We start from the raw sequence: 12,977 nt of genomic DNA, 5'->3' as shown, positions 1-12,977 counted from the left end.
AGGGAGGATCTGCCGTTGTAGTGACGATGGAGGGAATCTATTTTACGATGGTGAATCCATGCGGCGCGCCACGATCGCGCACGCCGTTTTCGCCCCGTTTCCTGTCGCATTTTCGCGCACCCGTTGCCCATGCCCGCCAGCCCGCTTCCCGACGACGATCTCGCCGACTCCGATACCGACGACGCTGCTTCCGGCGAACACGGCGAGAAGGTCCGTTCCGGCATCCAGTCGATCGAGGTCGGCTTCCGCCTGCTCGACGTGCTGACGAGCGAGCCGCGCGCGATGATGCTGCGCGATCTCGCGCAGCGCGCGGGCATGAGCCCGGCGAAGGCGCATCGCTACCTGGTCAGCTTCTCGCGGCTCGGCGTCGTGTCGCAGGACCCCGTCTCGGGCCGCTACGAGCTCGGCGGCTTCGCGCTGCAGATGGGCCTCGCGCGGCTCGCGCGCGTCGACGGCGTGAAGCTCGCACGGATCGCGCTGACCGAATTCCGCGACCGTCTCGACCAGACGGTCGGAATCGCGGTGTGGGGCAACCAGGGGCCGACGATCGTGCACTGGATGGAGTCGAGCCATCCGGCGAAGGCGTCGCTGAAGCTCGGCGACGTGATGCCGCTGCTCGGTTCCGCGACGGGCCTGCTGTTCGCCGCGTACCTGCCGCGCAGCAAGACCGCCGCGATGCTGGAGCGCGAACTCGCCGATACGCGCCGCTCGCCGCACCACGGCGGCCCGCGCACGCTCGACGAAGTCGATGCGGTGCTCGCCGACGTGCGCCGGCACCAGGCCGCGCGCGTCGAGGGGATGCTGCTGCCGACGATCCACGCGTTCTGCATGCCGGTGTTCGACGCGGTCGGCGAACTCGCGCTCGCGATCGTCGCGCTCGGCCAGGAAGGCTCGTTCGACATCGCGTGGGGCGGCGAGATCGACACCGCGCTGCGCGCCTGCGCGCAGAAACTGTCTTACGAACTCGGCTATAGTCCCGACGCACGCGACGCCTGACGCGTCCGGTTCACGCCACGTCACGCATCGCGAACGCGCAGCGCATCCGACGGTCCGATTCCTGTGGCGCGCGCCGCGCGCCCGACGTCACCCACGCGCCCCGATCCTGTTCCGATGCCCATGCAGCCTGCCGACCTTCGCCCGAGTCACGCCCAGCCCCGCCGCTGGCTGCGCGTGGGCGTCGCGCTCGTCGCCGTGCTGGTGCTGCATGCGCTCGCCGGGTTCTGGCTGATGCGCAACCGCGAATCGTTCACGCCGCCGCCGCCCGCCGACATCCCCGTGCAGATCGAGTTGCTGAAACCGCAGCCGATCGAGCGCCAGCCGGCCCCGCCGGCGCCGAAGCCGGTCGAACGTCCGGCCGCACCGGCCGCGCCCAAGGCCGCCCCGCCGAAACCCGCGCCGCCGCAGGAGCCGGTCCTCACGTCGACGCAGACGGCCGAGCACCGCGAACCGCCGGCGGCGGCCGCGTCCGCTGCGAGCGGCACACCGGAGGCGTCGGGCGCCTCGGCCGCGCACGCCGCGTCGGCCGCGGGCGCCAGCGCCGCGACACCCGGCCCCGCGACGAGCGGCGTGAAGTTCGCCGCGCCGCCGTCCGGCGACCTGCAGTACGACACGTTCTACAACGGCATGCAGAACATGATCGGCACGATCCACTGGCGCACCGACGGGCACACCTACGACCTGTCGGTGTCGATGCCCGTGCCGTTCGTGGGCCCGTTCACCTATCGCAGCGAAGGCCGCATCGATGCGTTCGGCGTCGCGCCCGACCGTTACGTCGAGAAGCGCGGCAAGCGGCCGGAAGACATCGCGATCTTCAACCGCGAGATCCGTCAGGTGGTGTTCACGCGCACGCCGAACAACGCGCCGCTGCCCGACGGCGTGCAGGACCGCTTCAGCATGCTGATGCAGTTGTCGGGGCTCGTGCGCGGCAATCCCGCCGCCTACAAGCCGGGCGTCACGCAGCAGTTCTTCGTGATCGACAACAACAGCGGCGAGACCTGGCCGATCACCGTGATCGGCGACGAGCAGGTGCAGACGCAGGCCGGCATCATCGCGGCGCGGCACTTCATGCGGCTGCCGCGCCGCGACGGCGACACGCGCCGCATCGACATGTGGCTCGCGCCGTCGCTCGGCTGGCTGCCCGCGCGACTCGTGCAGAGCGAGCCGAACGGGGCGCAGATCGAGCTGCTGTGGCACGGCCGCCTCGCCGCACCGAGCGTGTCTGCCGATACCGCGCCGCCCGGCGGCGCAACGAACGCGCCTGCCGCCGCGCCGACACCCGATGCATCGCCTGCGCCGCCAGCGGAACCGGCGCAAGCGGCACCGCCCGCGCCGCTGCAACCACCGGCCTCGTCGACTGTCACACAGTGAACGCGCGTGAATCCGCGCCGATCGGCAATTTCGACCGATTACAGATTTCCCGGAAATGGCCGATGACACTCTTTAACAACTATTTCAGTCCACCGGCTCACAATGAGAAACGTTTGATAGACATCGGCTTCTAACCGATACACCCCACGCAACGGGAGAACGGGGTGTGCAGCGCAAGCCCCTTGAAACCGGCAAGGCTTGCCCCACCTAGGGGACAACAAGGCCAGATGCCACTGCGAAGAGGAGTGCCGCCATGCAAATGATCTACAACAGCCCCAACTACTGCGTCGTCGAATTTGCGCCGCAGGCCGGCCATCACCTGATGAATGCCGGCGGATACGAAATCGTCGACAAGAACGCGCAGCGCGAAATCTTCATCGACGGCGAACTTGCCGAACGATTCCGCGCACACGTGAAGCAGCTGATCGAGGATGAACCGTCGCTCGACGAAGTCGACGAATTCCTCGGACAATTCGACAGCCTGATGATGATGCCCGTCGTGCTCCACTGACGAGCGCAGCCCGGCGCGTCACGCGGCCGGGCCATTTCGCCGCGCATCGACGCGGCGCCGCGCGCACTCCGATCCTGCCCCCGTCCGGCTCGCCGGCGGGGGCTTTCATTTGGCGGGCCGCCAGGCCGGCACGGCGAGGGCCCGCGCCCCCTTGACGCACCGGCTACAATGACGGTTTTCCGTCTTCGCCGGTCTTCCGCCCATGTCTGCGACTCCTCTCGCCGCTTCCGTCCCGCTCGACGCGCGCTACACGCGCGGCGCCGCCCTGCCCGCGCTGCTGAAATCGCGCATCCTGATCCTCGACGGCGCGATGGGCACGATGATCCAGCGCTACAAGCTCGACGAGGCCGCGTATCGCGGCGAGCGCTTCAAGGATTTTCCGCGCGACATCAAGGGCAACAACGAGCTGCTGTCGCTCACGCAGCCGCAGATCATCCGCGAGATCCACGACCAGTACTTCGCGGCCGGCGCCGACATCGTCGAGACCAACACGTTCGGCGCGACGACCGTCGCGCAGGCCGACTACGGGATGGAAGATCTCGTCGTCGAGATGAACGTGGCATCGGCGAAGCTCGCACGCGAATCGGCCGCGAAATACGCGACTCGGACCAAGCCGCGCTTCGTCGCGGGCGCGATCGGGCCGACGCCGAAAACGGCCAGCATCTCGCCGGACGTCAACGATCCGGGCGCGCGCAACGTCACGTTCGACGAGCTGCGCACGTCGTACTACCAGCAGGCGAAGGCGCTGCTTGACGGCGGCGTCGACCTGTTCCTCGTCGAGACGATCTTCGACACGCTGAACGCCAAGGCCGCGCTGTTCGCGCTCGACGAGCTGTTCGAGGACACCGGCGAGCGCCTGCCGATCATGATCTCGGGCACCGTCACCGATGCGTCGGGCCGCATTCTGTCGGGCCAGACCGTCGAGGCGTTCTGGAATTCGCTGCGTCACGCGAAGCCGCTCACGTTCGGCCTGAACTGCGCGCTCGGCGCGGCGCTGATGCGCCCGTACATCGCCGAGCTCGCGAAGCTGTGCGACACCTACGTGTCGTGCTACCCGAACGCGGGCCTGCCGAACCCGATGAGCGACACCGGTTTCGACGAAACCCCCGACGTCACGTCGGGCCTGCTGAAGGAATTCGCGCAGGCCGGGCTCGTGAACCTCGCGGGCGGCTGCTGCGGCACGACGCCCGAGCACATCGCCGAGATCGCGAAGGCGCTCGCCGACGTGAAGCCGCGCCGCTGGCCGAACCAGTACAGCGACAACGCCTGACCGACCGCCCCACGTCCTTCATCAAAAGAATTCGCACCGCCATGACCGATCACATGATGCGCCTTGCCGGCCTCGAGCCGTTCAACGTCACGCCCGGGACGCTCTTCATCAACGTCGGCGAACGCACCAACGTCACCGGCTCGAAGGCGTTCGCACGGATGATCCTCAACGGCCAGTTCGACGAGGCGCTCGCCGTCGCGCGCCAGCAGGTCGAGAACGGCGCGCAGGTGATCGACATCAACATGGACGAGGCGATGCTCGATTCGAAGGCGGCGATGGTGCGCTTCCTGAACCTGATCGCATCGGAGCCGGACATCGCGCGCGTGCCGATCATGATCGACTCGTCGAAGTGGGAGGTGATCGAAGCCGGCCTCAAGTGCGTGCAGGGCAAGGCGATCGTGAACTCGATCTCGCTGAAGGAAGGCGAGGACGCGTTCCGTCACCACGCGAACCTGATCCGCCGCTACGGCGCGGCCGCGGTCGTGATGGCGTTCGACGAAACCGGCCAGGCCGATACCTACGCGCGCAAGACCGAGATCTGCAAGCGCTCGTACGACTTCCTCGTGAACGAAGTCGGCTTCCCGCCGGAAGACATCATCTTCGACCCGAACATCTTCGCGGTCGCGACCGGCATCGAGGAGCACAACAACTACGCGGTCGACTTCATCGAGGCGACCCGCTGGATCAAGCAGAACCTGCCGCACGCGAAGGTGAGCGGCGGCGTGTCGAACGTGTCGTTCTCGTTCCGCGGCAACGACCCGGTGCGCGAGGCGATCCACACCGTGTTCCTGTATCACGCGATCCAGGCCGGGATGGACATGGGCATCGTGAACGCGGGCCAGCTCGGCGTGTACGCCGATCTCGACCCCGAACTGCGCGAGCGCGTCGAGGACGTGATCCTGAACCGCCGCGACGACTCCACCGATCGCCTGCTGGAGATCGCCGACAAGTTCAAGGCAGGCGGCGCGAAGAAGGAAGAGAACCTCGAGTGGCGCAACCAGCCGGTCGAGAAGCGGCTCTCGCATGCGCTCGTGCACGGCATCACGACCTTCATCGTCGAGGATACCGAGGAAGTGCGCGCGAAGATCGCCGCGGCCGGCGGCCGTCCGATCAACGTGATCGAAGGGCCGCTGATGGACGGGATGAACATCGTCGGCGACCTGTTCGGCCAGGGCAAGATGTTTCTGCCGCAGGTGGTGAAGTCAGCGCGCGTGATGAAGCAGGCGGTCGCGCACCTGATCCCGTTCATCGAGGAAGAAAAGCGCCTGCTCGCGGAAGCGGGCGGCGACGTGCGCGCGAAGGGCAAGATCGTCATCGCGACCGTCAAGGGCGACGTGCACGACATCGGCAAGAACATCGTGTCGGTCGTGCTCCAGTGCAACAACTTCGAAGTGGTCAACATGGGCGTGATGGTCCCGTGCAACGAGATCCTCGCGAAGGCGAAGGTCGAAGGCGCGGACATCATCGGGCTGTCGGGCCTCATCACGCCGAGCCTCGAGGAAATGGCGTACGTCGCGTCCGAAATGCAGCGCGACGACTACTTCCGCGTGAAGAAGATTCCGCTGCTGATCGGCGGCGCCACGACGTCGCGCGTGCACACGGCCGTGAAGATCGCGCCGCACTACGAAGGCCCGGTCGTCTACGTGCCCGATGCGTCGCGCTCGGTGTCGGTCGCGTCGAACCTGCTGTCCGACGAAGGCGCGGCAAAGTATCTCGACGAGCTGAAGTCCGACTACGAACGGATTCGCGACCAGCACGCGAACCGCAAGGCGCAGCCGATGGTCACGCTCACCGAAGCACGCGCGAACAAGACCAGGATCGACTGGGCCGGCTACCAGCCGGTGAAGCCGAAGTTCATCGGCCGCCGCGTGTTCAAGAATTACGACCTGAACGAGCTCGCGAACTACATCGACTGGGGCCCGTTCTTCCAGACCTGGGATCTCGCGGGCCCGTACCCGGCGATCCTGAACGACGAGATCGTCGGCGAATCGGCGCGGCGCGTGTTCTCCGACGCGAAGTCGATGCTCGCGCGCCTGATCCAGGGCCGCTGGCTGACCGCGAACGGCGTGATCGCGCTGCTGCCGGCCAATACGGTCAACGACGACGACATCGAGATCTACAGCGACGAGTCACGCTCGGAAGTGCTGCTCACGTGGCGCAACCTGCGCCAGCAGAGCGTGCGCCCGGTGGTCGACGGCGTGATGCGGCCGAACCGTTCGCTCGCCGACTTCATCGCGCCGAAGGAGTCGGGGGTGGCCGACTACATCGGGATGTTCGCGGTGACGGCCGGCCTCGGCGTCGACGTGAAGGAAAAACAGTTCGAAGCCGACCACGACGACTACAGCGCGATCATGCTGAAGGCGCTCGCCGACCGTTTCGCGGAAGCGTTCGCCGAAGCGATGCACGCGCGCGTGCGGCGCGAACTGTGGGGCTATGCGAGCGGCGAGACGCTCGACAACGACGCGCTGATCGCCGAGAAGTACGCGGGCATCCGCCCGGCGCCCGGCTATCCGGCTTGCCCCGACCACCTCGTGAAGCGCGACATGTTCGACGTGCTGCACGCAGACGAGATCGGCATGAGCGTGACGGATTCGCTCGCGATGCTGCCGGCGGCGAGCGTGTCGGGTTTCTATCTCGCGCACCCGGACAGCCGCTACTTCTCGGTCGGCAAAATCGGGCAGGATCAGCTCGAGGACTACGCGCAACGCATGGCGCTGTCGCTGGACGACGCGCGCCGCGCGCTCGCGCCGCAACTGTAACCGCGTCGACTGCGGCGACCCGCCGCTTCCATCGCCACGCGCCCCGTTCCAGGGGCGCGTCGCACAACGGCTTGATTTATCAGGACAACTAATCTCAATAATCGAGATCGAAGTCCTGCAACGCTGAGCTTTCAGGCCAACACGTGCGGGCGAGATGACGCGCCCTTCTCCGTCAATCCTTCCCGCCATGTCGACCTTCGAGATCCGGATCACCGAAACGCCAGCGGACAGCGCGAGCCCGTTCCCGCCGACGATCTACCGCGACGAGCGCTGGGATCTGAGCCATCTACGTCCGCTGGCATTCACCTGCGATCTGGAAACCGGCTTCGACGTGACGGTTCTGGTGCTGTTCTCCTGTCACTGCTTCACACGCAGCCTCAAATGGGACGGACGCACCCGCGACACCATTCCGGATGACGAGATCTACGACGACGGCCGCGAAACACGCGTGCTCTGCGCAGATCGGTACCGCGCGTCACGGGAGCTGCTGCGCGGCGTGATCGTCGGGCTGGCGACGCGCCGGATCGTCGTCGCGGATGAACGGCAACCCAATTTTGTGACGGTGGAAGCGGTCGTATCGGACGGCACGCAACGCGTGTATGCGGTGTTCTTCGAGGTTTCGAAGGACCGGATCAGGAAACGCCGGCTCATCCTGCGCGTACAGTCGGCCTACATGCTGGATGGCGGCCTGAACCGGCGCCAGCGGGAAGCCCGGAAAGTCGCGCTGCGCACGTTGCTGCGAGCAAGCCTCGAAGGCCGCAAGATCCGGGCGTAAAAAAACCAACGGCCGCCTTTCGGCAGCCGTCGCATGCGGGATTCTCTTTCCGTCGTTCGACGAAATACCCACTCCAGGTGGGACCCGGTTGCCCGGGCGGCGCCATGTTTTCGCACCCGCTTTCACATAGTCTTGCGTTGAATTATAAGGGATTTCATCCTTCGGTCAAGGCAGGCGCCGCGCTACCGCCCCGATTTCGCGCACGCCATCCGCTCGAGATAAATTTTCATCAGACAAAAGAAAAGGCCCGCTCGAAAGCGGGCTTTTTCCTGTCTGGCGAACCTTTCGATCTGCCAAGCAAGGAAGAAGGAAGCTCAGAAGCCCCAGTGCACGTCGGCCTGGCCGGCCTTCGCTTCGCGCAGCATCGTCAGGAACGGCGCGACGCGCTGCGCCAGGCTCGGCGGCACTTCGTGGTGCGCGTGGTCGGCTTCGTCCTCGTGGAAATGGCCGGCGTGCTCGGCGCGCTCCTGCTTCGCCTGCGCGACCGCGCCTTCCAGCTTGGCGATCGCGTGGTCCAGTTCGTCGTGCGTGATCACACCGCGCTCGCCCAGTTGCTTGCCGACGAGACCCAGCACATACACGGCGAAATCCTTCAGCACGTCGAGATCCTGTGCCGCCTTGCTCTTGAACGTAATCATGACAATTCCCTTTTCATCTTGTTGTGCCTGCGCGGCGCGGTTGGGGAACGCCGGCAGACCGGCGTCCGGCCTCGCGGACGCGGGCCGCCTGAGCGGCATATTAGCACCTGTTAAAATTCTGCGATCCCTGAAACGCGCGCTTAAAAAGCGTGCCGGCGGGCCGGCGTTTCCGGCCGCCACCAACGAAGCCTTCTACCAGCATGCTGCCAGCACACAAACAGACCCTCGAAGCCCTGCTCGCGGATAGCGTCAAGCAGGTCGCACACGCGCTGAAAGGCGCCGACGCAGCGTTCGTCGCCCCGGCCATCACGCTGGAGCGCCCGAAGGTCGCCGCGCACGGCGACGTCGCGTGCAACGTCGCGATGCAGCTCGCGAAGCCGCTCGGCACGAATCCGCGCCAGCTCGCCGAGCAGATCGTCGCCGCCCTCACCGCGCAGCCGGCCGCGCAAGGCCTCGTCGAAGCCGCCGAGATCGCCGGCCCCGGCTTCATCAACCTGCGCCTGTCGGCCGCCGCGAAACAGGCGGTAATCGCCGCCGTGTTCGAGCAGGGCCGCGCGTTCGGCACGTCGGATCGCGAGAAAGGCAAGCAAGTGTTGCTGGAATTCGTGTCGGCCAACCCGACCGGCCCGCTGCACGTCGGTCACGGCCGTCAGGCCGCGCTCGGCGACGTGCTCGCGAACGTGATCGCGAGCCAGGGCTACGCGGTGCACCGCGAGTTCTACTACAACGACGCGGGCGTGCAGATCGGCAACCTGGCGATCTCGACGCAGGCGCGCGCGCGCGGCCTGAAGCCGGGCGACGCGGGCTGGCCGGAAGCCGCGTACAACGGCGAGTACATCGCCGACATCGCGCGCGACTACCTGAACGGCGAAACGGTCGCCGCATCCGACGGCGAGCCGGTCAAGGGCACGGGCGACGTCGAGGATCTCGACGCGATCCGCAAGTTCGCGGTCACCTACCTGCGTCGCGAGCAGGACATGGATCTGCAGGCGTTCGGCGTGAAGTTCGACCAGTACTACCTCGAGTCGTCGCTGTACAGCGAAGGCCGCGTCGAGAAGACGGTCGACGCGCTGGTCAAGGCCGGCATGACCTACGAGCAGGACGGCGCGCTGTGGCTGCGCACGACCGACGAAGGCGACGACAAGGATCGCGTGATGCGCAAGTCGGACGGCACGTACACGTACTTCGTGCCGGACGTCGCGTACCACGTGACGAAGTGGGAGCGCGGCTTCACGAAGGTGATCAATATCCAGGGTTCGGACCACCACGGCACGATCGCGCGCGTGCGCGCCGGCCTGCAGGGGCTGCATATCGGGATCCCGAAGGGCTATCCCGACTACGTGCTGCACAAGATGGTCACCGTGATGCGCGACGGCCAGGAAGTGAAGATCTCGAAGCGCGCGGGCAGCTACGTGACGGTGCGCGACCTGATCGAATGGTCGGGCGGCGCGGCCGCGGGCCAGGAAGCGGCACCCGACCTGATCGACGAGGCCACCATCACGCGCGGCCGCGACGCGGTGCGTTTCTTCCTGATCTCGCGCAAGGCCGATACCGAGTTCGTGTTCGACATCGACCTCGCGCTGAAACAGAACGACGAAAACCCGGTCTATTACGTCCAGTACGCGCATGCGCGGATCTGCTCGGTGCTCAACGAACTGAAGTCGCGCTACAACGTCGACGTCGCGCAACTGCCGGGCGCCGACCTGTCGCAGCTGACGAGCGCGCAAGCGGCGTCGCTGATGCAGAAGCTGGCCGAGTATCCGGACATGCTCACGCACGCGGCGAACGAGCTGGCGCCGCACGCGGTCGCGTTCTACCTGCGCGATCTCGCTGGCGAATTCCACTCGTTCTACAATGCGGAGCGCGTGCTGGTCGACGACGAGGCGCCGCGCAATGCGCGCGCCGCGCTGCTCGCCGCGACCCGGCAGGTGCTCGAGAACGGCCTGGCGGTGCTCGGCGTATCCGCGCCCGCCAAGATGTAAGGATGTCAGCGCGGCCCCGAACCGGGCCGCGAATGGCTGCGGCAGCGGCCGTCGTCAGGTTGCCCGTCGCCGGGCGCCGTCGTCGGATACCCGCCGCAGCCTTTTCACGATTCTTTTTGCAGGTGACTCAAGCAATGGCACAACCACGCCGAACTTCGAAGCAGTCGAAACAAGCCGGAGGGACATTTCTTGGAATCGTGCTGGGCCTGATCGTCGGCCTCGCAATCGCCGTGGTGGTGGCGCTCTACATCACGCGTTCGCCGTCGCCGTTCGTGTCGAAAGTCGCGCCGCCGCCGGCCGACAACGGCGCGAGCCAGCCGCAGCAGTTCGACCCGAACCGCGCGCTGCAGGGCAAGACGCCCGGCCAGCCGGTGCCGCAGGCCGCGCAATCGGCGCCGCCGAACACCGCGCCCGGCCAGGCCGCGAACCAGACCCAGGGCGGCCTGCTGCCCGAGCCGCAGATCGTCGAAGTGCCGCCGTCGGGTAACACGAACGGCGCCACCGGCTCGAGCAACACCACCGCGTCGAACACGCCGTCATCGGGCAACGGCGTCGCCGTCGCGCCGAAGCCGGCCGACACCACGCCGCCGCCGAAGAAGACGCAACAGGCGCAGCAACAGCAGCAAGGCGGCGAGGACGACCTCGCCCGCTTCGCCGCGCAGAAGCAGGCGCAGCAGGCCGCCGCGCAAAAGCAGCAGCAACAGCAGCAGGCCGCGAACACGCCGAAGCCGACGTCGTCGGCCGGGGCCGCGGCGGCAGCAGCGGCGAAGCCGCCGACCGCGAACGACGCGAACACCGGCTACTTCCTGCAGGTCGGTGCGTACAAGACGGAAGGCGATGCCGAGCAACAGCGTGCGCGCCTCGGCTTCCAGGGCTTCGAATCGAAGGTGTCGAAGCGCGACGTCAGCGGCGTGACCTATTTCCGCGTGCGGGTCGGCCCGTTCTCGAAGTTCGAGGATATGAACTCGGCCCGCCAGCGCCTGTCCGATGCAGGTGTCGACACGGCGGTGATCCGCTTCACGAAGCAGTAAGCCAACCGGCCGAGCCCACGCAGAACCCGTTACGTTCCGTAACCCGAGCAACTGATTCGACGTTCACAACATGAAAAAACTGCTTAGCACGCTCCTTCTGTCCCTGGGCCTGGCCGCCGGCCTCGCCCAGGCTTCGCCCGCCGCGCCGGCCTCCGGCAAGGACTTCGAGGTGATGAAGTCGCCGCAGCCGGTGTCCGCGCCGGCCGGCAAGGTCGAGGTGATCGAGTTCTTCTGGTACGGCTGCCCGCACTGCTACGAATTCGAGCCGACGATCGAGGCCTGGGTGAAGAAGCAGGGCAACAACATCGACTTCAAGCGCGTGCCGGTCGCATTCCGTGACGATTTCCTCCCGCACTCGAAGCTGTTCTACGCGGTGTCCGCGCTCGGCATCTCCGAGAAGGTCACGCCGGCGATCTTCAACGCGATCCACAAGCAGAAGAACTACCTGCTGACGCCGCAGGCGCAGGCCGACTTCCTGGCCACGCAGGGCGTCGACAAGAAGAAGTTCATGGACGCGTACAACTCGTTCAGCGTGCAGGGCGAGGTGAACCAGTCGGCCAAGCTGCTGAAGGACTACGCGATCGACGGCGTGCCGACGGTCGTCGTCCAGGGCAAGTACAAGACGGGCCCGGCTTACACGAACAGCATCCCGGGTACCGCGCAGGTGCTCGACTTCCTCGTGAAGCAGGTTCAGGACAAGAAGCTCTGATCCCCGCCCGCGCGCCGGCATGACTACTCCGCTGAAGGTCTTCATCACCGGCGCGTCGAGCGGCCTCGGCCTTGCGATGGCCGAGGAATACGCCCGCCAGGGCGCCACGCTCGCCCTCGTCGCGCGACGCACCGATGCACTCGATGCGTTCGCGCGGCGGTTCCCGAAGCTGTCCATCTCCGTCTATTCCGCCGACGTGCGCGACGCCGATGCGCTCGCGACGGCCGCCGCGTCGTTCATCGCCGCTCACGGCTGCCCCGACGTCGTGATCGCGAACGCGGGTATCAGCCAGGGCGCCGTCACGGGCCAGGGCGACCTCGCGGCGTTCCGCGACGTAATGGACATCAACTACTACGGGATGGTCGCGACGTTCGAGCCGTTCGTCGGCCCGATGACGGCCGCGCGCCACGGCACGCTGGTCGGCGTCGCGAGCGTCGCCGGCGTGCGCGGCCTGCCCGGCTCCGGTGCGTACAGCGCGTCGAAATCGGCCGCGATCAAGTATCTGGAAGCGCTGCGCGTCGAGCTGCGCCCGGCCGGCGTCGGCGTCGTGACGATCGCGCCCGGCTACATCCGCACGCCGATGACCGCGCACAACCCGTACCGGATGCCGTTCCTGATGGACGCCGATCGCTTCGCCGCGCGCGCGGCACGCGCGATCGCCCGGCAGCACGCATTCCGCGTGATTCCGTGGCAGATGGGTGTCGTCGCGAAGGTGCTGCACGTGCTGCCGCGCTGGCTGTACGACCGCCTGTTCGAAAAGGCGCCGCGCAAGCCGAAGGCCGGCGCGCACTGAGTGCGTCGTGGATCCGGCGCGCGTCTCGCCGGATCGCTGTCGGGCCTCGGCCTGATCCGCATCGCCATCCCGCGAAACCGCGCGGGTTTCTCCCCCTCGTATCGCATCACACGCCGCGCACATCTGTCGCGGTCCTGCCCAT

11 protein-coding genes are annotated in these 12,977 nt (G+C 66.9%); 10 read left to right on the top strand and 1 reads right to left on the bottom strand.

The annotated features are described in order from the left end of the window. The first annotated feature begins 129 nt into the window (after window positions 1-129). From BLS50_RS09985 to BLS50_RS09955, 6 genes are all read left to right on the top strand, one after another. Window positions 130-996 (top strand): IclR family transcriptional regulator, encoded by an 867-nt coding sequence (locus BLS50_RS09985; protein WP_011546324.1) that lies wholly within the window; start codon window positions 130-132, stop codon window positions 994-996. A gap of 114 nt (window positions 997-1,110) precedes the next feature. After that, complete coding sequence (locus BLS50_RS09980; RefSeq protein WP_074802136.1) at window positions 1,111-2,367, top strand: DUF3108 domain-containing protein; 1,257 nt, start codon at window positions 1,111-1,113, stop codon at window positions 2,365-2,367. 253 nt (window positions 2,368-2,620) lie between these two features. Then, complete coding sequence (locus BLS50_RS09970; protein WP_006477667.1) at window positions 2,621-2,878, top strand: BTH_I0359 family protein; 258 nt, start codon at window positions 2,621-2,623, stop codon at window positions 2,876-2,878. Between the two features lie 202 nt (window positions 2,879-3,080). Next, window positions 3,081-4,148 (top strand): homocysteine S-methyltransferase family protein, encoded by a 1,068-nt coding sequence (locus tag BLS50_RS09965; protein WP_054928089.1) that lies wholly within the window; start codon window positions 3,081-3,083, stop codon window positions 4,146-4,148. A 29-nt stretch (window positions 4,149-4,177) separates the two neighbouring features. Continuing rightward, window positions 4,178-6,907, top strand: a complete 2,730-nt coding sequence (metH, locus tag BLS50_RS09960) for a methionine synthase (RefSeq protein ID WP_412668061.1) — start codon at window positions 4,178-4,180, stop codon at window positions 6,905-6,907. Between the two features lie 187 nt (window positions 6,908-7,094). Continuing rightward, on the top strand, window positions 7,095-7,682 hold the full coding sequence (locus BLS50_RS09955; RefSeq protein WP_074802135.1) for a hypothetical protein: 588 nt from the start codon (window positions 7,095-7,097) through the stop codon (window positions 7,680-7,682). Between the two features lie 314 nt (window positions 7,683-7,996). Here the strand turns inward: BLS50_RS09955 and BLS50_RS09950 are convergent, their stop codons facing one another. Continuing rightward, complete coding sequence (locus BLS50_RS09950; RefSeq protein ID WP_006489103.1) at window positions 7,997-8,320, bottom strand: DUF1840 domain-containing protein; 324 nt, start codon at window positions 8,318-8,320, stop codon at window positions 7,997-7,999. A gap of 200 nt (window positions 8,321-8,520) precedes the next feature. Between BLS50_RS09950 and argS the strand changes: the two genes are divergently transcribed. The 4 genes from argS (at window position 8,521) to BLS50_RS09930 (ending at window position 12,835) form a co-directional block, all read left to right on the top strand. Next, entirely contained in the window at window positions 8,521-10,302 is a 1,782-nt protein-coding gene (gene argS, locus BLS50_RS09945) for an arginine--tRNA ligase (RefSeq protein ID WP_006477662.1), read from the top strand. A gap of 134 nt (window positions 10,303-10,436) precedes the next feature. Continuing rightward, window positions 10,437-11,333, top strand: a complete 897-nt coding sequence (locus BLS50_RS09940; protein ID WP_027809035.1) for an SPOR domain-containing protein — start codon at window positions 10,437-10,439, stop codon at window positions 11,331-11,333. 70 nt (window positions 11,334-11,403) lie between these two features. Then, window positions 11,404-12,042, top strand: coding sequence for a thiol:disulfide interchange protein DsbA/DsbL (locus BLS50_RS09935; protein WP_012329316.1), 639 nt, complete (start codon window positions 11,404-11,406; stop codon window positions 12,040-12,042). 19 nt (window positions 12,043-12,061) lie between these two features. Next, entirely contained in the window at window positions 12,062-12,835 is a 774-nt protein-coding gene (locus BLS50_RS09930) for an SDR family oxidoreductase (protein WP_011546330.1), read from the top strand. The last annotated feature ends 142 nt before the right edge of the window (window positions 12,836-12,977 follow it).

The organism is Burkholderia orbicola, from assembly GCF_900100915.1.
GTDB lineage: Bacteria > Pseudomonadota > Gammaproteobacteria > Burkholderiales > Burkholderiaceae > Burkholderia > Burkholderia orbicola.
This window is presented reverse-complemented; position numbering and strand designations above follow the sequence as displayed.

What these genes read in the sequence shown, in the direction of transcription:
- BLS50_RS09985 (WP_011546324.1), top strand. Translation starts at nt 130, where the DNA reads ATGCCCGCCAGCCCGCTTCCCGACGACGATCTCGCCGACTCCGATACC.
- BLS50_RS09980 (WP_074802136.1), top strand. Translation starts at nt 1,111, where the DNA reads ATGCCCATGCAGCCTGCCGACCTTCGCCCGAGTCACGCCCAGCCCCGC.
- BLS50_RS09970 (WP_006477667.1), top strand. Translation starts at nt 2,621, where the DNA reads ATGCAAATGATCTACAACAGCCCCAACTACTGCGTCGTCGAATTTGCG.
- BLS50_RS09965 (WP_054928089.1), top strand. Translation starts at nt 3,081, where the DNA reads ATGTCTGCGACTCCTCTCGCCGCTTCCGTCCCGCTCGACGCGCGCTAC.
- BLS50_RS09955 (WP_074802135.1), top strand. Translation starts at nt 7,095, where the DNA reads ATGTCGACCTTCGAGATCCGGATCACCGAAACGCCAGCGGACAGCGCG.
- BLS50_RS09950 (WP_006489103.1), bottom strand. Translation starts at nt 8,320, where the DNA reads ATGATTACGTTCAAGAGCAAGGCGGCACAGGATCTCGACGTGCTGAAG.
- argS (WP_006477662.1), top strand. Translation starts at nt 8,521, where the DNA reads ATGCTGCCAGCACACAAACAGACCCTCGAAGCCCTGCTCGCGGATAGC.
- BLS50_RS09940 (WP_027809035.1), top strand. Translation starts at nt 10,437, where the DNA reads ATGGCACAACCACGCCGAACTTCGAAGCAGTCGAAACAAGCCGGAGGG.
- BLS50_RS09935 (WP_012329316.1), top strand. Translation starts at nt 11,404, where the DNA reads ATGAAAAAACTGCTTAGCACGCTCCTTCTGTCCCTGGGCCTGGCCGCC.
- BLS50_RS09930 (WP_011546330.1), top strand. Translation starts at nt 12,062, where the DNA reads ATGACTACTCCGCTGAAGGTCTTCATCACCGGCGCGTCGAGCGGCCTC.